The sequence below is a fragment of the Amycolatopsis endophytica genome, assembly GCF_013410405.1.
Classification (GTDB): Bacteria; Actinomycetota; Actinomycetes; order Mycobacteriales; family Pseudonocardiaceae; genus Amycolatopsis_E; species Amycolatopsis_E endophytica.
The window spans coordinates 2,546,429-2,568,865 of the sequence record NZ_JACCFK010000001.1 but is presented as its reverse complement, the minus strand read 5'-3'; the positions used below and the strand labels follow the sequence as shown (position 1 = coordinate 2,568,865).

Below are 22,437 nucleotides of genomic sequence, written 5' to 3'. Positions count from 1 at the left end.
CGACCCGTAGTGTTCCTGCCATGCGGCGAACCTTGCTGTTGCTGGCTGCCGGAGCGCTGGCACTGACCGGATGCTCCGCCTCCGTCGGACCCCCCGAGGTCACCTTCTTCGGCGACGGTCACACGGTGAACGCCGAGCCGATCATGCACTGCGACGCGATCGTGTCGCAGTGCGACGAGTCCCCGGAAGCCGCCGCGACGCTGAAGGTCCGGCCGGGCAAACCGGTGCAGATCTCCGTGCCCTCCGAGGTCGGTGACACGCCCTGGCTGGTCAACGTCCAGTACACCAACGCCAAGGGCGAGCCGCAGCCGATCAAGCAGGAGTTCTTCTCGCCGGGCGACAAGCTCGCCTACACCGCGACCGGCGCCGCACCGGACGACCAGCTGGTGGTGGTCGAGGTGCAGCAGCTCGGCGCCGCCTACGCGGTGGACAAGGCGACCAACGAGCCGATCCTCGACGAGAACGGCAACCCGCAGCTCGTGGCGCGCGGGGTGTGGTCGCTGCAGGTGCAGCCCGGCTGAGTGGGACTCCTCGTGTGAGGAGGCCCACTGCCGCACGGATTTACGGGTCGAGGTCCCGCGCGACCGCACGCATCACCTCGGCGATGCGCTTGGTGTTCTTGCGGTCCGGGTAGCGGCCGCGGCGCAGGTCCGGCTGCACCTTCATCTCCAGCAGCTTGATCATGTCCTCGACCAGGCCGTGCAGCTCCTCCGCGGGGCGGCGGCGCGCTTCGGCGACCGAGGGCAGGCTGTCGATCAGGCGGACGGACAGTGCCTGCGGACCGCGCCTGCCGTCGGCGACGCCGAACTCCAGCCGCTGGCCTGCCTTGAGTGCCTCGACCCCTTGGGGGAGCGCGGTCTTGCGGATGTAGACGTCCTGGCCGCCGTCCTGGGTGACGAAACCGAACCCCTTCTCCGCGTCGTACCACTTGACCTTGCCGGTCGGCACTGCCCTCACCGTTCCTTTGCTCCGCACTACGTCATCTCGCGTACCGGGCGCGCACCTGAGGCGCCCCGCACGACGAACGCGCCCTGGGGCGTACCCAGGACGCGTATCCGCCAGCCTATCCCGGTATGCGCTCTGGGGTGAAGGAGATAGGGGTTCTAACCTTGTGCCATGAATACTCCGGCCAAGACCTCCCCGCGCAAGCCGTTCCTCATGCGGCTCGGGATCGGCGTGTTCGCCGTCGGCGTGCTGGCCGTGCTGGCCGTGTTCGTGTTGTTCGCCTTCGGCCTGCGCGACCTCCCGGTGTGGCTGAGCGCGCTGGCCGGTGTGGCGACCCCGCTCGGGATCGCCCTCTCCCTCATCTCGCTGGTGCGCGAGCACCGGAAAGCGGCCGCCGGCTGAGCCAGGCGGGGAACTCGTCGAGGCTGGCGAAAACGACCTCCGCTCCGGCGTCGAGCAACTCCTTCCGGCCGCACGGGCCCGTCGTGACCCCGACCGGCACCGCGCCGGCGGCGAGCGCGCCCCGCACGTCCCCCAGGTGATCGCCGGCGTAGACCGACGCGCCGTGCTCGCGCAGGGCCACCGCCTTGCCGTCCGACCACAGCTCGCCCACCAGGACGTCGACGGCCAGGCCGAGCGCCTTGACGTGCAGCTCGGCGTTGGGCCCGTACTTGCCGGTGACCACGACCGTGCGCCCGCCCGCCTCGTGGACGGCGGCCAGCGACTCGTGCGCCCCCGGCAACGCGACCGTCTCCGGCACCACGATCTCCGGGTACAGCCGCCGGAACCGGTCGACGAGCCCGTTGATCCGGTCTTCCGGGGCGCCGAAGTCACGCAGCACGTGGTCCAGTGGCGGGCCGAGGTTGGCGGCGAAGTGCTCACCGTCCAGCGGCAGGCCCGCCTCCTCGCCGAGCGCGTTCATCACCGCGACCATGCCCGGCCGCGGGTCGATGAGTGTCATGTCCAGGTCGAATCCGACGACGATCCCCACACCTGCCACGGTAGCCGGAACCACCGACAGCTTTACATCACCGCCGATCAGGTCAAGCTGCTTGACAGGAACGACTTTTATGTCAAGCTGAACCTGTGACTGGGATCACTGACTCGTTCGCGGAGCGCACCAGGACCTCACTCCGCGAGACACTGCTCGACGCGGCGGCCGACATCCTGGCGCGGCGGGGCCACGCGGCCCTGCGGATGGCGGACGTGGCGTCGGCGGCCGGGGTCAGCCGCCAGACGGTCTACAACGAGTTCGGCAACAAGAACGCGCTCGTGCAGGCGGTCGTCCTGCGCACGACGGGTGAGTTCCTGGACGGCATCCACCAGCGGTTCGCCTCCGCGCCCGATCTGCTGGCGGGCATCCGCGAAGCGGTCACCTACACGATCGAACATGCACGGGAGAACCGGCTGGTCGCCTCCGCACTCGGCACCCCACGGGGTGAAGATCTGCTGCCGCTGCTCACCACGAGGGGTGAGCCCGTGTTGTCGGCGGCGATGGCGACCGCCGCGACGCACTACCGCGAGTTCCTGCCCACCCTCAGCACCGGCGCCGCGAACCTGCTCGCCGAGACCGCCGTGCGGCTCTCGTTGAGCCATCTGGTGCTGCCGACCCACTCCGCGACCGAGGCGGCCGACCTGGTCTGCGCCGCGATCGCACCGGCCATCACCCACTATTCGTCCACAACGGAGTGAACACGCATGACCGAAACGTTGCACCGCACCGGATTCGCCTCACTGCGCCGCGGCGGACTGAACTGGGACTCGTTCCCGCTGCGCCTGTTCGTCAAGGGGAACCGGAAGTTCTGGAACCCGGCCGACATCGATTTCAGCCAGGACGCCGAGGACTGGCAGACGCTGACCGACGAGGAACGCCGCTCGTCGACGTACCTGTGCGCGCAGTTCATCGCCGGTGAGGAGGCGGTGACGGAGGACATCCAGCCGTTCATGAAGGCGATGGCCACGGAGGGCCGCTTCGGCGACGAGATGTACCTGACGCAGTTCTGCTTCGAGGAGGCCAAGCACACCGAGGTCTTCCGCCGCTGGATGGACGCCGTCGGCCTGACCGATGACCTGACGCCGTTCGTGAGCGAGAACCCGCACTACCGCAAGCTGTTCTACGAGGAGCTGCCGGAGTCGCTGGCGGTGCTGGAGCACGATCCCAGCCCGCTCAACCAGATCCGGGCGAGCGTCACCTACAACCACGTGATCGAGGGCAGCCTGGCCCTGACCGGTTACTACGCCTGGCAGAAGGTGTGCACCACGCGCGGGATCCTGCCCGGCATGCAGCAACTGGTGAAACACATCGGCGACGACGAACGCCGCCACATGGCGTGGGGTACCTTCACCTGCCGCAGGCACATCGCCGCGGACGACTCACTGTGGGACGCGGTGCAGCAGCGCATGGGCGAACTGCTGCCGCACGCGCTGGGGATGATCCAATGGGTGCAGGACCAGTTCGAGGAACCCCGCCCCTTCGACAACGATCCGCAGGAATTCCTCGACTACGCGGCCGACCGGGCACAGCGGCGGCTGGGCGCCATCGAATCGGCGCGCGGGGTGCCGGTCGGGCAGATCGACCTGGACTACTCGCCGGAGCAGCTGGAGGAAACGTTCGGCGAGGAGGACGCGAAAGCGCTGGCGAACATCGTGTCCTGAGCGGGCTGGGCCGTCGGGCGGCTGGGGCCGCAGAGCGGACCGGCCGCCGGGGCGTTGGGCAGCCGGGCGCGTTGCGCGGCTGGACCGCCGGGCCGCTGGGGCCGCAGAGCCGTCGGGCGGCCGGGCGCGTTGCGTGGCTGGACCGCAGGGCGCTGGACCGCAGGGCGCTGGGGCGCTGGGGGTCGGGCGCGCTGGCGGGCGGCTGGGCCGCCCGGCTGACGGCTGGGCGCGCTGGCGGGCGATAGGTGGTCACCTTGGGGTCGACCGCCCCCGCCCCCTCCGTGGGATTGTTATCGGTCGCCGAGCAGCGGCGTCAAGGCGGGAAAGAGTACCTTGACCCCGCTGATCGGCGACCAAAGATCGGCTTGGGATCGGGGGAGGTCCGGGCCGGTCGAAGCTGGCTTGCGTTGCCGGGTGGCAGCTTGCCTGGGGTACGCGTGCTGCCCCGGCGGGCAAACACGCCGCCCGCAACGGCAAACACGCCGCCAGGAAGGGCAAACACGGTGCCCGGAGCGGCAAACACGACGGCGGCGGCGTGTTGGCCGCTCCCGTCAGTGTGTTGGCCGCTCACGTCCGCGTGTTGGCCGCTCACGTCGGCGTGTTGGCCGTCCGGGCGGCGTGTTGCCGAAGGCGCGTCAGCCGAGGTTGAGGATTGTCCTTGCCTTCTCGCGCATTTCGACCTTCCGGATCTTGCCGGTCACCGTCATCGGGAACTCCTCCACGATGTGCACGTACCGGGGGATCTTGTAGTGCGCCAGTTTCCCGGTGCAGAACTCCCGCAAGGCTTCCGCCGTCAGCTCCCCCGCGCCTTCCCGCAACCGGACCCACGCCATCAGCTCCTCGCCGTACCGGTCGTCGGGGACGCCGATCACCTGGGCGTCCAGCACGTCCGGATGGGTGTAGAGAAACTCCTCGACCTCGCGCGGGTAGATGTTCTCGCCGCCGCGGATGACCATGTCCTTGATCCGTCCGGTGATCTGGATGTAGCCGTCGTCGTCCATCACGCCCAGATCGCCCGTGTGCATCCAGCGCGCCGCGTCGATGACCTCCGCGGTCTTGTCGGGCTGGTCCCAGTAACCGAGCATCACCGAATAGCCCCGCGTGCACAGCTCGCCGGGCTCGCCGCACGGCACCGTCAGGCCCGTCTCCGGGTCGACGATCTTCACCTCCAGATGCGGCCCGACCCGTCCCACCGTCGACACCCGGCGCTCGATCGAGTCGTCCGCGCGGGTCTGGGTGGAGACCGGTGACGTTTCCGTCATGCCGTAGCAGATCGACACCTCGGCCATGCCCATGCGGTCGATGACCTGCTTCATCACCTCGACCGGGCAGGGCGAACCCGCCATGATGCCGGTCCGCAGTGACGACAGGTCGTAATCCTCGAAGCCCGGATCGGCGAGCTCCGCGATGAACATCGTCGGCACCCCGTACAGCGACGTGCACCGCTCGTCCTCCACCGCTTTCAGCGTGGCTTTCGGATCGAAGGCGGGCGCCGGGATCACCATGCACGAGCCGTGCGAGGTCGCGGCCAGGTTGCCCATCACCATGCCGAAGCAGTGGTAGAACGGTACCGGGATGCACACGCGGTCCGCCTCGGTGTAGTGGCACAGCTCGCCGACGAAGAAGCCGTTGTTGAGGATGTTGTGGTGCGACAGGGTCGCGCCCTTCGGGAAACCGGTCGTCCCCGACGTGTACTGGATGTTGATCGGGTCGTCCGCGGACAACCCCACGTCCGGCAACGCCTGACCGCGCCCCGAGGACAACAGCGAATCCCACTCGTCCGACCCGAGCAGCACCACCTGCTCCAGCCCCGCGCACCGCGGCCGCACCTCGTCGATCATCGCCGCGTAGTCCGACGTCTTGAACGAGCGCGCGGCCACCAGCACGCGCACCCCGGCCTGGTTGAGCACGAACTCCAGCTCGTGCGACCGGTAGGCGGGGTTGATGTTGACCAGGATCGCGCCGATCTTCGCCGTCGCGTACTGCAGGAACGTCCATTCCGCACAGTTCGGTGCCCAGATGCCGACCCGGTCACCCTTGACGATCCCGTGCCCGGCCAGCCCGGCCGCCAGCGCGTCCACCTCCGCGGCGAGCTCGCGGTAGGTCCACCGGCGGCCGCTCGCGCGGTCCACCAGCGCGTCGCGTTCACCGAACGCCGCCACGGTCCGGTCGAAATTCCCGCCGATGGTGTCCCCGAGGAGGGGTACCTCGGAGATCCCCGACGCATAACTCGGCACGGCTGGCATGACGCCTCCTCGGACACGGTCGACACTGACTGCCGCCGAGTCTAGAAATCCCGGCCCGCTCCGGACACCCCCTAGAGTGGGTGGCATGAGGCTCTCGATCGTCGACGCGTTCACCGGCACCCCGTTCGCCGGCAACCCGGCGGGCGTGGTGCTGCTCGACGAGCCGGCCGAGACGTCGTGGATGCAGTCGGTGGCGGCGGAGCTGCGGCATTCGGAGACGGCGTTCGTCGAGACCTCCGGCGAGGGCCCGAAGCCGCTGCGCTGGTTCACCCCGACGGTCGAAGTGGACCTGTGCGGCCACGCGACCCTCGCGGCCGGGCACGTCCTCGGCGGCGAGCAGGTGTTCACGACCCGCGGCGGTGAGCTGCGCACCCGCGCCGAGGACGGCTGGGTCAGCATGGACTTCCCCGCGGACCCGCCACGCCCCAGTGAAGACGACGTCCTCGACGCACTCGCGGGCGCCACGATCAAGAGCGTCGCCCGCGGCAGGTGGGACATCCTCGTCCAGCTCAGCGACGCCACCCAGGTGCGCGACCTGAAACCGGACCTGGACGTCGTCGCGGGCTGGGACGCGCGCTGCTTCGTGGTCACCGCGCCCGGCGACCGGGACGACGTCGACTTCGTCAGCCGCGTCTTCGGGCCCGCCGTCGGAGTGCCGGAGGACCCGGTGACCGGTTCGGCGCACTGCCTGCTCGCGCCGTTCTGGGCGGAGAAACTGGGACGCGGCAAGCTCGTCGGCGAGCAGGCTTCGGAACGCGGCGGGATCGTCCGGGTCCAGCTGAACGGAGACCGGGTGACGCTCGCCGGGCAGGCCGTCACCGTCGTCAGTGGGGAGCTGCACGCCTGATGCGCATCATCCTGAACCTGATCTGGCTGATCTTCGCGGGCTTCTGGATGGCGCTCGCCTACGTGGCCGCCGGGATCCTCTGCTGCATCCTGATCGTCACGATCCCGTTCGGCATCGCGTCGTTCCGCATCGCGAACTACGCGCTCTGGCCGTTCGGCCGGACGGTCGTCGACCGCCGCGACGCCGGTGCCGGGTCGCTCATCGGCAACGTCATCTGGATCATCTTCGCCGGGATCTGGCTCGCGATCGGCCATGTCCTGACCGGCATCGCCCTGTGCATCACCATCATCGGCATCCCACTGGGCCTGGCGAACTTCAAACTGATCCCGATCTCGCTGATGCCGCTGGGCAAGGTGATCGTGCCGGTGGACCGCGGCACGGCGGCCTACTACCGGCCCTGAATCCGGGGTGTCAGGCCGTGAAGAAGGCGCGGAGGGCGTCCGCGACACGGCACGGGTGGCCGTCGTCATCCGGGCCCGAGTGTCCCAGCCCGGGGAAGGTGATCCGTTGCGCGTGCGGGAGGACGACGGACAGCTCGTCCAGCGCGGCTCTGAGGAACGCCGGACTCTTGACGCCACCGAGCAGCAGAACTCGTGAGCCGAGTTTCGCGTAGTCCCGTGCCGTGTCGGTCATCTCCTCGACCAGCCGCACGAGCACGAAGCGCGGGAACCGGCCGAGCACCGGCGCGACCGCCAGCCCCTTCAAGGCGGTGACCAGCGCGGAAGCGAACCTGCCGCGGCGCACGCGGCAAGCGCCCCGGAACTCAGGCCGGAAAAACGTGATGCCGCCCCCGGTCGCCGCGACCAGCGCCCGAACGTCTTCAACCTCCCGTACCGCACCGTAGTGACGGTCCCGTCAGCGGAGGCCCGCAGCCGAGCCGACATCGCGGCCGCGGCCATCCGGGTCGCCGCCGCCGACCGGCGATTGGCAGGTGGACCTGCGAGCGATCGCCTGCGAACACCGCGCCATGGTCTTAGGCCACCCGTGGCTGGCCGCCCTGCCCGCGACCCGCCCGGTGCTGAGGCCGGACCGGACAGCCGGCGCGGCGAAGCCTGCCTCAGTCCTCCGGCTTCCAGGGCAGCTCCACCACCAGACACGGCCCGCCCACGAACAGCCCGCCGTCGATGCCGAGCGCTTTCCCGCCCGCGTACAGGTAGGGCGCCTCGATCTGGCTCGGGTGGATGCCGAGCTGGTCGGCGATCACGCTGTGCCCGTGCACGATCCGCTCACCGCCCAGCTGGTCCAGCAGGTAGTCGGCGATGTCGGGACCGTGCGGACCGCGGAAGGCGTAGCGCGTGGTCATCCGGCGCCACACGTCCCACCACTCGACCAGGTCATCTCCGGTGAGGATTTCTCGCACGGTCGTGTTGATGTCCTCGGCGTCGTCGCCCCAGTCGAGGTACTCGACGGTGTCCGAGTGCATCAGCAGGTGGTCCGCCGCGTGCGCGATCAGCGGCCGGTCGTACAGCCACTCGACGTGCTCGTCGGTCAGGGCGTCCTGATCGGACGGCTGCCCGCCGTTGATCTCCCAGCTGCGCGCGAAGCTGCGCGGCCCGAAGTCCGACGGCACCTCCGTGTCGCCGAAGCGGTGCATGCCCAGCAACAGGATCTCGTGGTTGCCGAGCAGCGTCCGCGTCGAACCGCCTGCTTCGGCGGCCTGCTCGTGCAGCCGCATCACCAGGTCGATCACACCGATGCCGTCCGGGCCGCGGTCGACGAAATCGCCGAGGAACCACAGGTGCGCGTCACCGCCGGACCAGTCACCGGCCTCGTCGACCAGCCCGGCGCGGCGCAGCGCGGCCACCAGCGGGTCCCGGTGCCCGTGCACGTCGCCGACGACATGGGTCCGGGGGTGCTGGTGGTCGTTCATCCCTCCGACGATAAGCCTTCACCGCAGGTCAGCTGAGCACCGCCCCGTCCCCGAACGGGTCCTGCGTGCGGCCGACCAGGTCCGCGATCGAGTCGACGACCATCGTCGGCCGGTACGGGTACCGCTCGGCCGACTCCTTGGTCGAGATCCCGGTCAGCACCAGCACCGTCTGCAGACCCGCCTCGATGCCGGAGTGCACGTCGGTGTCCATCCGGTCGCCGATCATGAGCGTGCCCTCGGAGTGCGCGCCGAGGCTGCGCAGCGCCGACCGCATCATCAGTGGGTTCGGCTTGCCGACGAAGTACGGCTGCCGCCCGGTCGCCCGCTCGATGAGAGCGGCTATCGAACCGGTGGCGGGAAGACTGCCTTCGAGGCTGGGCCCGGTCGCGTCCGGGTTGGTCGCGATGAACTTCGCCCCGGCCTCAATGAGGCGGATGGCGCGGGTGATCGCGGTGAAGCTGTAGGTGCGGGTCTCGCCGAGCACGACGTAGTCCGGGTCGCGGTCGGTCAGCACGTACCCGGCCTCGTGCAGCGCGGTGGTCAGCCCGGCCTCACCGATGACGAACGCCGATCCCCCGGGACGCTGGCTGTGCAGGAACTTCGCGGTCGCCAGCGCCGAGGTCCAGATGCGTTCCTCCGGCACGTCCAGGCCGGTCCGCTGCAGCCGCGCCCGCAGGTCACGCGGGGTGTAGATGGAGTTGTTGGTCAGCACCAGGAACGGGGTGTCGTTGGCCCGCAGTTCCGCGAGGAACTCGTCGGCGCCCGGCACCAGGTGCTCCTCGTGCACCAGCACGCCGTCCATGTCGGTCAGATACGTCCAACGGCTCATGCCTGAAGACTAGCCGGGTGGACCGTCACCGCGGTGGCTTTGATCGCCAGCCGGACCCGCGAACCCGGTTCGAGCCGCAGGTCGGCGACCGCGGCCGGGGTGAGGTCGGCGGACAGCCCGCTCGCCCAGCCGTCCCCCGCGGCACGGACCCGGATCACCGGTCCGTGTGGTTCCAGTGCCCCGACGACTGCTCCGATCGTGTTGCGCGGACTACCCGTGAGCCCGTCATCCGCCGGATACACCGACACCGCGCTCGGCTCGAACACCGCGACCGCGGGCTCGCCGCTGACCGCGTCGGCGGAGAGCATCCCGGCGACCAGCCCGCCGTCCCCGGTCCGCAGGCCCTCGGCCACGGCGGTGCCGGGCACCAGGTTCAGCCCGGCGATGCGCGCGGTGAACGCCGTTCGCGGCGCGGCCAGCACCTCGCGGGTCGGTCCTCGTTCGACCACCCGGCCCGAGGCGAGCACCACCACGTGGTCGGCGAGCGCGAGCGCGTCGAGCGGATCGTGCGTGACCAGCACGGTCGCGCGGTTCGGATCGGCGGCCAGCACCCGCCGAAGCAGACCGCGGATCGCCGGCGCGGCGTCCACGTCGAGCGCCGCCAACGGCTCGTCGAGCAACAGCAGGTCCGGGCTTCCGGCCAGGGCACGGGCGACCGCGACGCGCTGTGCCTGGCCGCCGGAAAGCTGCGCGGGTCTGCGCTCGGCGAACTCGGCGGCGTCCACCTCGGCCAGCCACCGCCGGGCGATCTCCCGCGATTCGTTGCGACTCTTGCCCTTCGAACGCGGCGAGAACGCCACGTTGTCCACAACGGACAGGTGCGGGAAGAGCAGCGCGTCCTGGGACAGCAGCCCCACCGCGCGATCGTGCGCGGGCAGTTCGTGCAGCTTCCGGCCGTCGAGGGTGATCACCGCGTGGTCCGGCCGGAACAGCCCGGCCAGGCTGCCGAGGATGCTCGACTTGCCGGAACCGTTGGGCCCCAGGATCGCCAGTACGGTCCCCGCGGGCACGTCGAAGGCGGCCGACAGCTCGAACGTGCCCCGCGTCAGGTCGATCTCGGCGTGCAGGCTCACCGCGCGTTCCCCTCCAGCGCACGTGGCCGCGCGACCGCGATGACCAGGATCGCCACGACGATCAGCAGCAACGCCAACGCGACCGCGCTGTCCACATCGACCTCGGCCTGCGTGTAGACCTCCAGCGGCAGCGTCCTGGTCACGCCCTCCAGGCTGCCCGCGAAGGTGATCGTCGCGCCGAACTCGCCGAGCGCACGGGCGAAGCTGAGCACCGCGCCGGACCCGAGCGCCGGCAGCAGCAGCGGCAGCGTGACCCGGCGGAACACCGTCCACGGCCGCGCACCCAGCGTCGAGGCGATCTGCTCGTAGCGGTCTCCACCGCTGCGCAGCGCCCCCTCCAGGCTCACCACGAGGAACGGCATCGCGACGAACGTCTGCGCGATGATCACCGCCGCCGTGGTGAACGGGATCTGCACACCCGCGGTCACGTCCAGTACGTAGCCGAGGAAACCCTTGCGGCCCAGCAGGTACAGCAGCGCGAGCCCGCCGACGACGGGTGGCAGGACCAGCGGCAGCAGTACGACCGCCCGCAGCACCCGGATGCCGGGCACCGCGGACCGGGCGAGCACCACGGCCAGCGGCACCCCGAGCACGATGCACGCCGCCGTCGAGACGGCCGCGGTCTCCAGGGACAACCGCAGCGCCGCGAGCGAGGCGTCGGAGACGATCAGGCCCGGAACGCGCCGGAGGTCGGTCCGCACCAGCAGACCGACCACCGGCAGTACGACGAGCGCGAGGGCGAGTGCCGCGGGTACCCACAGAACCCACGGCACCCGCCGGGTCCTACGGAGCGCCAAAACCGACCTTCTGCAGCTCGGCCTTGCCCTGCTCGCCGAGCACGAACTCGATCCACTGCTTCGCCAGATCGGTCCGCGGCGCGTCCTTCACGACGGCGATCGGGTAGTTGTTGATCGCCGTGGCCGCCTCCGGGAAGTCGACCTCGGCGACCTTGTCCGCGGCGCTGGTGGCGTCGGTGACGTAGACCAGCCCGGCGTCGGCGTCCCCGGAGGCGACCTTGTTCAGCACCTGCTTGACGTCCTGCTCCTCGCTGACCGGCTCGAGCGTCACACCGGTGTTCTGCTCGACCTTCTCCGTCGCGGACCCGCACGGGACCTGCGGGGCGCAGACGACGACGTTGAGCCCGTCTTGGACGAGGCCGGCGAAGGAGGTGATGCCCTTCGGGTTGCCCGGCGCGACCGCGATGGTCAGCTTGTTGGTCGCGAACAGGGACGGCGAGCCGTCGATCACGCCGGCCTGCACGGCCTTGTCCATGTTCGTCTCGTCGGCCGAGGCGAACACGTCGGCCTTGGCGCCGTTCGACATCTGCTGCACGAGCGAGGACGAGCCCGCGAAGTTGAACTTGACCTCGGTGCCGGGGTGGGCGGACTCGAACGCGGTCTTCATCGCCCCGAACGACTCGGTGAGCGAGGCGGCCGCGAACACGGTCAGGGTCTGGCTCTCACTCCCGCCCGAGGAGGATCCGCAGCCGCTGATCAGCAGCGCCGCCGCGGCGACGAGGGCCCCTGGCTTCTTCAACTCTGTCCTCCTGGAGTCTCGACGACCACCGTGGTGGCCTTGACGACCGCGACCCCCAGTGATCCGGGCGCCAGCCCCAGCTCCCGCACCGCCTCGGTGCTCATCAGCGACACCACGCGGAACGGGCCGCACTGCATCTCGACCTGGGCCATCACCCTGTCCGTGGTCACCGCGGTGACCAGGCCGACGAACCGGTTGCGGGCCGAGCGCCCGACACCGGAGGGGTCGGCGGGCCGTGCGGCCTGCTCGCGGGCGAACGCGGCCAGCCCGGCCCCGTCGACGACCTTGCGCCCGGCCGCGTCGGTGGTGGCGGTCAGCTGTCCACCACGGACCCACCGCCGGACGGTGTCATCGCTCACACCGAGCAGTTCGGCAGCCTCGGATAACCGGAATTGCGGCATGGCAGGGACATTATCCCCGCTTTTGCGGAAAAGCTATGGGTTGCCGCCGAGAATGTCCTCACGCATCAACACCGTCATCTCGTTCTGGTAGCGCTCGATGACGTCCCGTTCGGCGGGCGTGAACTTCTCCAGCACCTTCTCCGTGGCGACGAGCGCCGACTCGAACAACGGCGCCACCTTCTCCTCGTCCAGCGGCAGGACCTCGACGAGAACCTTGCGACGGTCCCTGCCGTCGCGGACGCGGCGCACGAAACCCGCGCGCTCCAGGCGGTCGATCACCCCGGTGACCGCGCCCGTGGACAGGCCGGTGAGCTTGGCGATCTCGCCGGCCGTCAACGGTCCTTCGGCGCGCGAGGCCAGGTCGAGGGCCTTGTGGTCGGTGCCGGACAGGCCCATCTTCTCGGCGATCCGGGCGTGCCGGAGAACGGCGAGGGTGCTCGATTCGCGGCCGATCTCGGCGAAGCGGGCGAGCACCTCGGGGGGCACCGGGTACCTTTTCCCCTCGGGCATCCGGCGCGCCCCTTCCCCAGTCGTCTTCGTGGTTGAAACACTCTGCTCACGAGACATTCTAGTGAGGATCCCCGCGTCCTCCGGCGGGTTAGGCTGGTGTCAATGAGTGCGGTAAATCTCGGGCTTCCCCGCGTGCCGGGCACACGCGGGAACAGCGAGCCCCGTCCTGACAATCCCGCCCTCGTCGACACGTTCGGCCGCGTCGCGACGGATCTGCGCGTGTCGCTCACCGACCGTTGCAACCTCCGCTGCACGTACTGCATGCCCGCCGAGGGCCTGCCGTGGATGCCGGGTGACGACGTGCTCACGGACGGCGAACTGGTGCGCCTGCTGCGCGTGGCGGTGGAACGCCTCGGGGTCACCGACATCCGGCTGACCGGCGGCGAACCGCTGCTGCGGCCGGGACTGGAGGACCTGGTCGCGGAGATCACCGCGTTGCGCCCGCGTCCCCGGCTTTCCATGACCTCCAACGGGATCGGGTTCGCCAAGCGGGCCCGCGCGTTCGCCGAAGCCGGCCTGGACCGGATCAACATCTCGCTCGACACCGTCGACCCCGAGACGTTCGCGCGGATCACCCGGCGCGACCGGCTCTCGCACGTGCTGGACGGGCTGGCCGCGGCGCGCGCAGCCGGACTGACCCCGGTGAAGGTCAACGCGGTGCTGCTGCGCGGGGTCAACGAGCACGAGGCGGCCCCGTTGCTGCGGTTCTGCCTCGACCACGGCTACCACCTCCGCTTCATCGAGCAGATGCCGCTGGACGCCCAGCACGGCTGGAACCGCTCCGACATGGTCACCGCGGAGGAGATCTTCTCGTTGCTGAGCAAGGAGTTCACGCTCACGCCCAGCCCGGAGGAGCGCGGCGGGGCTCCGGCCGAGCGCTGGCTGGTGGACGGCGGCCCGGCCGACGTCGGGATCATCGCCTCGGTCACGCGCCCGTTCTGCGCGGCCTGCGAGCGCACCCGGCTGACCGCGGACGGCGCGGTGCGGTCGTGCCTGTTCAGCAACGACGAGACCGATCTGCGCGCGCTGCTGCGCGGCGGGGCGGACGACGAGGAGATCGCCGGGGCCTGGCGGGCGACCATGTGGGGCAAGCTCGCCGGCCACGAGATCAACGACGCCGGCTTCGCCCAGCCGATCCGGCCCATGAGCGCGATCGGGGGATAGATCTTGACCATGAGTGTGCTGGTGCGCTATTTCGCGTCCGCGCGCGCGGCCGCGGGCGTAGAAGAAGAGGTGGTTTACCTTCCCGCCGGTGCCTCGGTCGCGGAGGCCGTCGTCGCTCTCCGTGATCTTCATCCGGACAGCCTCCCGCGGATCCTCCGTGCGGCCAGCTTCCTCGTCGACGGCGTGGCGGTCCGCGACCCCTCGCGGCCCCTGCCGGAGGGGTCCGAACTCGACGTCTTGCCGCCCTTCGCGGGCGGATGAGCCGGTTCCACGAACGGCCCAACGGCGGCGAATCGACGTGATCCAAGCCTCACGAACGGTGAATTATCTCGACTTGGAAACGGCGAGGTAACGGCAGTCTGACCAGGAAAAACATCGTGATCGGCGCAGGTTGCTCGATGTTACTGTGATGTAGGTCACGTCCCGAATAATTTCCGATCACGCTTCCCGTTACGTACCGTCGCTTTTCGGCTGGCCCCGACCGGCCGAGCAACACCGGGATCCCGAGCGCCAAATCCTGTCCGGCGGGATCCCGGCCATACCCCGAGCGAAAGTAGGTTTTCCGGACAGGGACGGAGAGGGTCGAGCCCGAGCACCACGCGAAGGCCCGACTGGCTCGCCCGGACCCCGCCGGGTGGAGCAGGACCCGTGAGGGTCCGCCTCGCAGCCGCACGCGGCTCGTCGGCGCGAAGGCCGAGTTGAAGGAATGTCCTACCGAGGCAAGCACCGCAAGATGTCCCCGGCCGCTCGCAACATCGCTCGCGTCGCCGTCGCGGGCATCGCGGTCGGCACCCCGCTGGCCATCGCCGCGACCCCCGCGCAGGCCTCCAGCGTCAACTGGGACGCCATCGCGCAGTGCGAGAGCGGTGGCAACTGGAGCACCAACACCGGCAACGGCTACTACGGCGGTCTGCAGTTCTCGCAGAGCACCTGGAAGGCCTACGGTGGCACCGGCAGCGCGTCGAACGCTTCGCGTGAGCAGCAGATCGCCGTCGCCGAGCGCGTCCTGCAGGGCCAGGGCATCGGCGCCTGGCCGGTCTGCGGCAAGAAGGCCGGCTCTTCGGCGAGCTACAAGGGTTCCAACACCCAGGGCTCGACCTCGAAGAAGTCGACCTCCTCCACGCCGAAGAAGAAGGCCACGACCCCGAAGTCCACCACCAAGAAGAGCACCCCGGCCCCGGCCGTGAGCGTGCCGACTTCGAACCCGAACGGTGACTACACCGTCGTGGCGGGCGACACCCTTTCCGGGCTCGCCAAGAAGTTCAACATCGCCGGCGGCTACCAGAAGCTGCAGGAGCTGAACGCGCAGTACATCTCGAACCCCGACATGATCGTGGTCGGGCAGAAGATCGCCACGAAGTGACGTCGCGGGCGTCCGGCAACCCCACCGCATTCCCCCGGGTGGTGGGGTTGCCGACGCCCAGCGGTCACTCCGGGCCACGGTTTTTCAGGGCGAGTTGACCCACTCGTCCGAGCCGTCGGTGAAGTGCTGGTGCTTCCAGACCGGCAGCTGGGCCTTCACCTCGTCGACCAGCTCCGCGCAGGTCGCGAAAGCCTCGCCCCGGTGGTCGGCCGACACGGCGCACGCCAGCGCCACATCGCCGATCTCCAGCGCCCCCAGCCGGTGGCTCACGGCAACAGCCCGCACCCCCGCCCGGCGGCCCGCGACCTGGGTGACCACCCGGGTGAGCACGTCCGCCGCGCTCGGGTGCCCCTCGTAGAAGAGGGCCTTCACGCCCTTGCCCCCGTCGTGGTCCCGCACGACACCGCTGAACGTGACCACCGCCCCGGCGGACTGGTCGTCCACGAGGGCCGCGTGTTCCTCCACGGACAGCGGCTGCTCGGTCACCTCGGTCCGCGCGATGTGCACCGAGTTCTCAGTCGCCGCGGTCGGCTCGGTGGCCGGGCGTGGGTGGTCCCCGCCCGCCAGCTGGTCCACGGCATGGATGAGCACCCCGTCGAGCACTCCGAGCCCGTCCTTGACCCCGCCGCGGGAGCCGGGCAGGTTCACCACGAGGGTCCGGCCCGCCACGCCGGCGAGACCCCGCGACAGCACGGCCGTGGGCACCTTCGGCAGCCCGGCCGACCGGATCGCCTCGGCGAGGCCCGGCAGCTGGTGGTCCAGCAGCGGCGCCGTGACGTCCGGTGTGCGGTCGGTCGGTGAGATGCCGGTGCCACCAGTGGTGATGACGACGTGCACTTCGTCGTTCAGCGCCTCCCGCAGCGCGTTCGCGACCGGCTCCCCGTCTGGCACGACCCGCGGTTCCGGAACGTCGAACCCGCGCTCGGCGAGCCAGGAGACGATCACCGGCCCGGTGCGGTCCTCGTAGACCCCGGCCGAAGCCCTGTTCGAGGCGACGATCACCCGCGCCCCGCGCCTGGTGTCAGTCATGGCCGCTCCCACTCTCCGGACTTGCCGCCGAGCTTGCGTTCCAACCGGACGCCGTCGAGGGTGGCGGCGGGATCGACGGCCTTGATCATGTCGTGCACGGTGAGTCCCGCGACGGCGACGGCGGTGAGCGCCTCCATCTCGACCCCGGTGCGGTCGTTCGTCTTGGCCGTCGCGGTGATGCGCACCTCGGCGTCGCCGAGTTCGAAGTCGACCTTGACTCCGGACAGCGCGATCTGGTGGCAGAGCGGGATCAGCTCCGGGGTCTTCTTGGCCCCCATGATCCCGGCTATCCGGGCCGTCGCGAGGGCGTCGCCCTTGGGCAACCCGTCCCGGGCCAGCAGGTCGAGGACCTCGGCCGTGGTGCGAACGGTCCCGGTGGCGACCGCGGTGCGCGCGGTGGCCTCCTTGCCGGAGACATCGACCATCCGCGCGGCACCCGCGGCGTCGACGTGGCTCAGTTCACTCACGCCGACAAGGCTAATCGCCCACCCCCCTCGACCTCCCACCGCAGTTCCCCAATGTGGCATCGGTGGCGTCAGACGCCACATCGGGGAACGTCAGTCGAGGGAGGCGGGCTGGTTGATGCGGATCGCGTTGCCGAAGGGGTCCCGCAGGCCGCAGTCGATGCCGTACGGGCGCTCGGTCGGTTCCTGCGTGAACTCCACGCCCTTGGCCAGCAACGTCTCGTAGGTCTTCCGGCAGTCGTCGGTCTTGAGGCCGATCCAGCCGCCGGTCGCGCCCTTCGCCAGCAGCTCCCGGACCTGCGAGGCGGTCGCCTCGTCCATCGCCGGCGGGCCGGGCTTTTCCAGCAGGATCTCGCGGCCCGGCTCGCCGGGGACCGCCACCGTCAGCCACCGCATGAAGCCGAGGTCCTGGTCGACCTTGACCTCGAACCCGAGCTTGCCGACGTAGAAGTCGAGCGCCTCGTCCTGGTCGGTGACGAAAATCTGGGAAAGTGTGATCGCGTTGAACATGTCAGGAAGCCTATTCAGCGCGAAACGCCCTTGGCTTCTCCGAAACTGCTCGGCCTGGTCCAGGCCATCGCGAAGCACGTCGGGGCCGCCACCGAGCCCCCGGCCTGGCGGTACTCGCTCGGCGACCGGCCCACGATCTCGCGGAAGGTGCGGCTGAACGTGCCCAGGCTCGTGAAACCCACGGCCATGCAGATGTCGGTGACGCTGCGACCACTCTCCCGCAGCAGGAACATCGACCGCTCGACCCGGCGGCGCTGGAGGTAGCGGTGCGGCGTTTCACCGAAGGTGGCGCGGAAGGTGCGGATGAAGTGCGCCTCCGACACGTGCACCATCCGCGCCAGTGCCGCGACGTCGAGGGGTTGCGCGTAGGCCCGGTCCATGGCGTCCCGGGCCCGCAGCATGCGGCGATTGGACTCCTCGACGGCGCGGCTCATCGCGTCAGCCGGCCGCGCCGGACTTCCGCGCCGCGGACTTGACGGCGTCGGCGACCGCGGGAGCCACCGCCGAATCGAACACGCTCGGCACGATGTAGGAGGCGTTGAGCCGGTCGTCCACCACGTCGGCGATCGCGTTGGCGGCCGCGATCAGCATGTCGTCGGTGATCTCGTGCGCCTGCGCGTCGAGCAGACCGCGGAACACGCCGGGGAACGCGAGCACGTTGTTGATCTGGTTCGGGTAGTCACTGCGCCCGGTCGCCACGACCGCCGCGTGCTTCTGCGCCTCGAGCGGGTCGATCTCCGGGTCCGGATTGGCGAGCGCGAACACCACCGGGTTCGCGGCCATGGTGGCGACCTGCTCGGCCCCGAACAGGTTCGGCGCCGAGACCCCGATGAACACGTCCGCGCCGGCGAGCGCGTCGTGCAGGCTGCCGGAGACGTTGTCCTTGTTGGTGTTCTCGGCCAGCCACCGCAGGTTGTCGTCCAGATCGGACCGGCCGAGGTGGACGATGCCGTTGATGTCGGCGGCGATGATGTCGCCCGGCTTCTTGTGCATCAGCAGCCGCATGATCGCCGACCCGGCCGCGCCGGCTCCGCTCACCACAATCTTGCAGTCCTCGATCTCCTTGCCGACCACGCGCAGCGCGTTGCGCAGGGCGGCGACCACGACGATCGCGGTGCCGTGCTGGTCGTCGTGGAACACCGGGATGTCGAGCTGATCGCGCAGCCGCTTCTCGATCTCGAAGCAGCGCGGCGCGGCGATGTCCTCGAGGTTGATGCCCGCGTACACCGGCGCCAGCGCCTTGACGATCTTGATGATCTCCTCGGTGTCCTGGGTGTCCAGGCACACCGGCCACGCGTCGACGTCGGCGAACTTCTTGAACAGCGCCGCCTTGCCCTCCATCACCGGCAGCGCGGCGGCCGGGCCGATGTTGCCGAGGCCGAGCACGGCCGAACCGTCGGTGACGACGGCGACCGTGTTGCGCTTGATGGTCAGCCGTCGCGCGTCGGCCGGGTTGGCCGCGATCGCCTGGCACACCCGCGCCACACCCGGCGTGTACGCGCGGGAGAGGTCGTCACGGTTGCGGAGCTGCACCTTGGGCGACACCGACAGCTTGCCGCCGAGGTGCATGAGGAAGGTGCGGTCGGAGACCTTGCGCACCCGCACCCCGGGGAGGGCGTCGAGTGCGTCGGTGACGACCTCGACGTGGTCGGCGTTGGAGACGTTCGCCGTGATGTCGACGACGATCGCGTCCGCGTGGGACTCGACGACGTCGAACGCGGTCAGCACGCCACCGACCCGGCCCACCGCCGAGGTGAGGTCGCCCGCGGCGCTCGCGGACGGCGGCGCCTCGACACGGACGGTGATCGAATACCCGGGGCCGGGAACCGGCACGGCAGTAACCCCCTGCTGTCTACTTGTTGATCTCGGTCTCGGGGTGCACGTACGGCACGGCGTCGAGGGGGAACGTCACGTTCCCGAACGGGGACAGCGCGCCCTGGCGGTCCGAGGAGAGCTCGGTGACCGGGTGCTCCCCGTCCGGCAGATGCGGCCAGGTCGGGTCGATGCGCCCGCTCTTCTTGTCCTTGTCGCCCTTCGCCACTTCGTCCTCCCGAGGGTTCGCGCACCTACGGCGTTCAGTTTGCCTCACAGTCACCCGAACCCGATGGTCAGGGCGGGTATCCTCACTGTGATGCCCGCGACCTCCCTGGCGGACTGGCTTCGTGCCGCGTCCGACGACGAGCTGGCCGCGCTCCTGCGGGCCCGGCGTGACCTGGCGACCCCGCCGCCCTCCGACAGCACGGTGCTGGCCACCCGTGCCGGCACCGCCGGATCAGCCGCCAGGGCGATGGAGGATCTGGACACCTTCACCCTTTCGGTCCTCGACGCCCTGCTGGTCGCCGACGCCGACACCGAAGCCGTGCCGCTGACGACGATCGCCGCGCTGGTCGGCGCCGACGTGCGGCCCGCCGTGGACCGGTTGCGCTCGCGGGTGCTGGCCTGGGGCGACGACGACGCGATCCGGGTCGTCCCCGCGACGCGTGAGCTGGCCGGGCCGTTCCCGGCCGGGCTCGGCGCGTCCGCACCCGGCGTGGACGTCGAGTCCGCGCTCGCCGAGGTCGGTGACGACGAACGCGGCCTGCTCGGCGCCCTCGCCGCCGGCCCTCCGATCGGGCGTACCCGTGACGCGAGCGCCGAACCCTCGCTCACCGAGGACGCGACGGCGGTGCAGAAGTTGTTCGCGCGCGGACTCCTGCTGCGCCGCGACGACGAGACCGTCGAGCTGCCCCGCGAGGTGGCCATCGCGCTGCGCGGCGGCCGGGTCTGCTCGCCGAAGGCGCTGCACGAGCCGGACCTGCCGACCAGCCCGCATCAGCAGTCCACTGTGGACGAGGCCGCCGCCGGTGAGGCGATGGAGTTCCTGCGGCAGGTGGAATCCTTGCTCACCCAGTGGTCGGAGCAGCCGCCGCCGGTGCTGAAATCCGGCGGGCTCGGCGTGCGTGAGCTGCGAAAGCTGGCGCGCGAGCTGGACACCGACGACACGAGGGCGACGCTGCTGGCCGAGCTGGTGGTGGCGGCGGGCCTGGTCGCGGACAGTCAGAGCGGTACCCCGGAGTGGGTGCCGACGACACTGGCCGATTCCTGGCTCGCGTCCGAACCCGCGCACCGCTGGGTCGTGCTGGCCGACGCGTGGCTGGACCTGCCGCGACTGCCGGCACTGGCCGGTCAGCGCGACGCGAAGGACAAGCCGGTCGTTCCGCTGTCGGACGACCTGCGGCGGCCGCTCGCGCCCACGGTCCGGCGCCGGGTGCTCGGCACGCTCGGCGAACTGCCCAGCGGTGCGGGTGTGAGTGGCGCCGACGCACTCGTCGAACTGCTCGCCTGGCGCGCGCCGCGACGTGGCGGGCGATTGCGGGACGAGACGGTGCGGTGGACCTTCGCCGAGGCGTCGGCGCTGGGCGTGATCGCGCTGGGCGCGGTGACGACGGCGTCCGCCGCGCTGCTGGACGGCGACCGTCCGGGCGCGCTGAACGCGATGTACGACGCGATGCCCAAGCCGATCGGGTACGTGCTGGTGCAGGCCGATCTGACGGTCGTCGCGCCGGGCCCGCTGGAGATGGACCTGGCCGCCGAGATCGCGGCGGTGGCCGACGTCGAATCGGCGGGGCACGCGACGGTCTACCGGATCACGGAGGCGTCCGTGCGGCGTGCGCTGGACACCGGGCGCACCGCCGACGAGCTGCACGAACTGTTCCGGAAACGCTCCGCGACGGAGGTACCGCAGTCGCTGAGCTACCTGATCGACGACGTCGCCAGGCGGCACGGCCGGTTGCGCGGCGGGGCGGCGGGCTCGTTCCTGCGGTGTGACGACGAGGTGCTGCTCGCGGAGGTGCTGGGCACCCCCGCCGCGGACTCCTACGAGCTGCGCAAGATCGCCCCGACGGTGCTGATCAGCCCGTATCCGCTGGCCGAAGTGCTGGACGGGCTGCGCGCGGCCGGTTTCGCCCCGGCCGCCGAGGGGCCGGACGGCCGGGTGATGGACCTGCGCCCGTCCGGACGCCGGATCCCGGCGCGGCCACGGAACTCGCGGAGGGTCGTCCCCGAGGCCGGGCTGAGCGGGGAGCAGGCCGCATCGGTGGTCACGCACATCAGGGCGGGCGACCGCGCGGCGACGAGCCGCAAGGGGACGGCGGTGCGGCTCCCCGGCGGCGGAGGAGGCTCCGACACGGCGGCGACCATGGCCCTGCTGGCGCGTGCCCAGCGCGAAGGCCGCGAGGTGTGGATCGGGTTCGTGGACGCTCACGGACTGGCGTCGCAGCGGGTCGTCACGCCGACGCACGTCGGCGGCGGGGTGCTGACCAGCACGGACGGCGAACGCTACCCGCTGCACCGGATCACGTCGGCGGCGCTGGTCGACTGACGGCCGGGCACCCTCAGAGGCGCCGCAGCCCCTGCAGCACCCGGTCCATGAACTCGCGCGAAGAGCGATCCCCGAACGAGAGCCCGGACTGGTGGATCAACACCAGACCGGCGCTGTCGAGGTCGCTGACCAGCACCTTCACCACGTTCAGCGGCAGGCTCAGGTACGCGGCGATCTCCGCGATCGACCGCGGCTCCGCGCACAGCCCGCAGATCCGCCGGTGCTGCACACCGGCCACGGCCCGCGGCGCGCGTCCCCGCTCGGTGACCGACACCAGCGCTTCGAGTGCCAGTTCGTAGTCCGGGCGCGTCCGGCCACCCGTGCGGGCGTAGGGGCGCATGATCATCCGCGTACGGACCGAGGACGCCGCCCTGCCCCGCGACTGCGCAGGCGGAACCGCGCGCGCACCGGCCGGAACTCCTCGCGGCGCCGTCTCCACCGGCGCCGACGACGGCCACGCGGGCTCAGCGTCGGGTGGCGGAACCACGGGACGGGCGGGCGTGCGCACCTGCAGCACGACCGGCTTCTTGGTCAGCTTGAACCGCGCGGGCGAGTCCAGCCCCTCGCGATCGGTGCCCTGGTGCAGCCGGTCCCAGGCATCGGCGCGGCCGGTTCCCTTCGAAGGTCCCCTCATC

The 22,437-nt window shown here is 70.6% G+C and carries 28 protein-coding genes; 10 read left to right on the top strand and 18 right to left on the bottom strand.

Annotation, left to right across the window (positions count from 1 at the left end):
* The first annotated feature begins 20 nt into the window (after window positions 1-20).
* Window positions 21-521, top strand: coding sequence for a DUF2771 family protein (locus HNR02_RS12785; protein WP_179773407.1), 501 nt, complete (start codon window positions 21-23; stop codon window positions 519-521).
* Window positions 522-561: 40 nt separating this feature from the next.
* On the opposite strand, the gene HNR02_RS12780 is transcribed toward HNR02_RS12785, so the two are convergent.
* Window positions 562-948 (bottom strand): cold-shock protein, encoded by a 387-nt coding sequence (locus HNR02_RS12780; RefSeq protein ID WP_179773406.1) that lies wholly within the window; start codon window positions 946-948, stop codon window positions 562-564.
* A 168-nt stretch (window positions 949-1,116) separates the two neighbouring features.
* On the opposite strand from HNR02_RS12780, the gene HNR02_RS12775 reads away from it, so the two are divergent.
* Window positions 1,117-1,347: a hypothetical protein gene (locus HNR02_RS12775; RefSeq protein ID WP_179773405.1), complete on the top strand. Its 231-nt coding sequence runs from the start codon at window positions 1,117-1,119 to the stop codon at window positions 1,345-1,347.
* Here HNR02_RS12775 and HNR02_RS12770 read toward each other — a convergent pair.
* Window positions 1,304-1,936 (bottom strand): HAD family hydrolase, encoded by a 633-nt coding sequence (locus tag HNR02_RS12770; RefSeq protein WP_179773404.1) that lies wholly within the window; start codon window positions 1,934-1,936, stop codon window positions 1,304-1,306. The genes HNR02_RS12775 and HNR02_RS12770 overlap by 44 nt on opposite strands.
* Before the next feature lie 95 nt (window positions 1,937-2,031).
* Between HNR02_RS12770 and HNR02_RS12765 the strand changes: the two genes are divergently transcribed.
* On the top strand, window positions 2,032-2,637 hold the full coding sequence (locus tag HNR02_RS12765) for a TetR/AcrR family transcriptional regulator (RefSeq protein WP_179773403.1): 606 nt from the start codon (window positions 2,032-2,034) through the stop codon (window positions 2,635-2,637).
* Between the two features lie 6 nt (window positions 2,638-2,643).
* Window positions 2,644-3,600, top strand: coding sequence for a R2-like ligand-binding oxidase (locus HNR02_RS12760; RefSeq protein WP_179773402.1), 957 nt, complete (start codon window positions 2,644-2,646; stop codon window positions 3,598-3,600).
* A 635-nt stretch (window positions 3,601-4,235) separates the two neighbouring features.
* Here HNR02_RS12760 and HNR02_RS12755 read toward each other — a convergent pair.
* Window positions 4,236-5,846, bottom strand: coding sequence for an AMP-binding protein (locus HNR02_RS12755; RefSeq protein ID WP_179773401.1), 1,611 nt, complete (start codon window positions 5,844-5,846; stop codon window positions 4,236-4,238).
* Between the two features lie 85 nt (window positions 5,847-5,931).
* Here HNR02_RS12755 and HNR02_RS12750 point away from each other — a divergent pair, with 85 nt between their 5' ends.
* Window positions 5,932-6,693 (top strand): PhzF family protein, encoded by a 762-nt coding sequence (locus HNR02_RS12750; RefSeq protein WP_179773400.1) that lies wholly within the window; start codon window positions 5,932-5,934, stop codon window positions 6,691-6,693.
* Entirely contained in the window at window positions 6,693-7,094 is a 402-nt protein-coding gene (locus HNR02_RS12745; RefSeq protein WP_179773399.1) for a YccF domain-containing protein, read from the top strand. Before HNR02_RS12750 ends, HNR02_RS12745 begins: the two co-directional genes overlap by 1 nt.
* 10 nt (window positions 7,095-7,104) lie before the next feature.
* Here HNR02_RS12745 and HNR02_RS12740 read toward each other — a convergent pair whose 3' ends face one another.
* From HNR02_RS12740 to HNR02_RS12700, 8 genes are all read right to left on the bottom strand, one after another.
* Window positions 7,105-7,437, bottom strand: a complete 333-nt coding sequence (locus HNR02_RS12740) for an alpha/beta fold hydrolase (RefSeq protein WP_179773398.1) — start codon at window positions 7,435-7,437, stop codon at window positions 7,105-7,107.
* A gap of 313 nt (window positions 7,438-7,750) precedes the next feature.
* Window positions 7,751-8,563, bottom strand: a complete 813-nt coding sequence (locus HNR02_RS12730; protein WP_179773397.1) for a metallophosphoesterase family protein — start codon at window positions 8,561-8,563, stop codon at window positions 7,751-7,753.
* A 28-nt stretch (window positions 8,564-8,591) separates the two neighbouring features.
* A complete protein-coding gene (locus tag HNR02_RS12725) occupies window positions 8,592-9,392 on the bottom strand; it encodes an HAD-IIA family hydrolase (protein WP_179773396.1) in 801 nt (266 codons plus the stop codon).
* Window positions 9,389-10,465, bottom strand: a complete 1,077-nt coding sequence (locus HNR02_RS12720; protein WP_179773395.1) for a sulfate/molybdate ABC transporter ATP-binding protein — start codon at window positions 10,463-10,465, stop codon at window positions 9,389-9,391. Before HNR02_RS12720 ends, HNR02_RS12725 begins: the two co-directional genes overlap by 4 nt.
* The gene (locus HNR02_RS12715) at window positions 10,462-11,238 is read right to left on the bottom strand and encodes an ABC transporter permease (RefSeq protein ID WP_179773394.1); all 777 of its coding nucleotides are present in this window, start codon (window positions 11,236-11,238) and stop codon (window positions 10,462-10,464) included. The genes HNR02_RS12720 and HNR02_RS12715 overlap by 4 nt, the downstream gene beginning before the upstream one ends.
* Before the next feature lie 10 nt (window positions 11,239-11,248).
* Window positions 11,249-12,001, bottom strand: a complete 753-nt coding sequence (gene modA, locus HNR02_RS12710) for a molybdate ABC transporter substrate-binding protein (RefSeq protein ID WP_179773393.1) — start codon at window positions 11,999-12,001, stop codon at window positions 11,249-11,251.
* Window positions 11,998-12,402, bottom strand: a complete 405-nt coding sequence (locus HNR02_RS12705) for a TOBE domain-containing protein (protein ID WP_179773392.1) — start codon at window positions 12,400-12,402, stop codon at window positions 11,998-12,000. Before HNR02_RS12705 ends, modA begins: the two co-directional genes overlap by 4 nt.
* 33 nt (window positions 12,403-12,435) lie before the next feature.
* Window positions 12,436-12,912: a MarR family transcriptional regulator gene (locus HNR02_RS12700; protein WP_179773390.1), complete on the bottom strand. Its 477-nt coding sequence runs from the start codon at window positions 12,910-12,912 to the stop codon at window positions 12,436-12,438.
* A 102-nt stretch (window positions 12,913-13,014) separates the two neighbouring features.
* On the opposite strand from HNR02_RS12700, the gene moaA reads away from it, so the two are divergent.
* From moaA to HNR02_RS12685, 3 genes are all read left to right on the top strand, one after another.
* Window positions 13,015-14,076 (top strand): GTP 3',8-cyclase MoaA, encoded by a 1,062-nt coding sequence (gene moaA, locus HNR02_RS12695; protein ID WP_179773389.1) that lies wholly within the window; start codon window positions 13,015-13,017, stop codon window positions 14,074-14,076.
* Window positions 14,077-14,085: 9 nt separating this feature from the next.
* Window positions 14,086-14,337, top strand: a complete 252-nt coding sequence (locus HNR02_RS12690; RefSeq protein WP_179773387.1) for a MoaD/ThiS family protein — start codon at window positions 14,086-14,088, stop codon at window positions 14,335-14,337.
* 445 nt (window positions 14,338-14,782) lie between these two features.
* Window positions 14,783-15,439: a LysM peptidoglycan-binding domain-containing protein gene (locus HNR02_RS12685; RefSeq protein ID WP_179773386.1), complete on the top strand. Its 657-nt coding sequence runs from the start codon at window positions 14,783-14,785 to the stop codon at window positions 15,437-15,439.
* Window positions 15,440-15,523: 84 nt separating this feature from the next.
* On the opposite strand, the gene HNR02_RS12680 is transcribed toward HNR02_RS12685, so the two are convergent.
* From HNR02_RS12680 to HNR02_RS12655, 6 genes are all read right to left on the bottom strand, one after another.
* Window positions 15,524-16,468 carry a molybdenum cofactor biosynthesis protein MoaE gene (locus HNR02_RS12680; protein WP_179773384.1) on the bottom strand — a complete coding sequence of 315 codons (945 nt, stop codon included), beginning with the start codon at window positions 16,466-16,468 and terminating at the stop codon, window positions 15,524-15,526.
* Complete coding sequence (gene moaC, locus HNR02_RS12675) at window positions 16,465-16,935, bottom strand: cyclic pyranopterin monophosphate synthase MoaC (protein ID WP_179773383.1); 471 nt, start codon at window positions 16,933-16,935, stop codon at window positions 16,465-16,467. Before moaC ends, HNR02_RS12680 begins: the two co-directional genes overlap by 4 nt.
* A 90-nt stretch (window positions 16,936-17,025) precedes the next feature.
* Complete coding sequence (locus tag HNR02_RS12670) at window positions 17,026-17,442, bottom strand: VOC family protein (RefSeq protein ID WP_179773381.1); 417 nt, start codon at window positions 17,440-17,442, stop codon at window positions 17,026-17,028.
* Between the two features lie 14 nt (window positions 17,443-17,456).
* Window positions 17,457-17,876, bottom strand: coding sequence for a helix-turn-helix domain-containing protein (locus HNR02_RS12665; RefSeq protein ID WP_179773380.1), 420 nt, complete (start codon window positions 17,874-17,876; stop codon window positions 17,457-17,459).
* 4 nt (window positions 17,877-17,880) lie between these two features.
* On the bottom strand, window positions 17,881-19,275 hold the full coding sequence (locus HNR02_RS12660; RefSeq protein ID WP_179773379.1) for an NAD-dependent malic enzyme: 1,395 nt from the start codon (window positions 19,273-19,275) through the stop codon (window positions 17,881-17,883).
* Between the two features lie 19 nt (window positions 19,276-19,294).
* Entirely contained in the window at window positions 19,295-19,483 is a 189-nt protein-coding gene (locus HNR02_RS12655) for a hypothetical protein (RefSeq protein WP_179773378.1), read from the bottom strand.
* A 90-nt stretch (window positions 19,484-19,573) separates the two neighbouring features.
* On the opposite strand from HNR02_RS12655, the gene HNR02_RS12650 reads away from it, so the two are divergent.
* Window positions 19,574-21,802: a helicase-associated domain-containing protein gene (locus HNR02_RS12650; protein ID WP_179773376.1), complete on the top strand. Its 2,229-nt coding sequence runs from the start codon at window positions 19,574-19,576 to the stop codon at window positions 21,800-21,802.
* Between the two features lie 13 nt (window positions 21,803-21,815).
* On the opposite strand, the gene HNR02_RS35425 is transcribed toward HNR02_RS12650, so the two are convergent.
* The gene (locus HNR02_RS35425) at window positions 21,816-22,436 is read right to left on the bottom strand and encodes a DUF742 domain-containing protein (protein WP_246338552.1); all 621 of its coding nucleotides are present in this window, start codon (window positions 22,434-22,436) and stop codon (window positions 21,816-21,818) included.
* Window position 22,437: the final 1 nt, after the last annotated feature.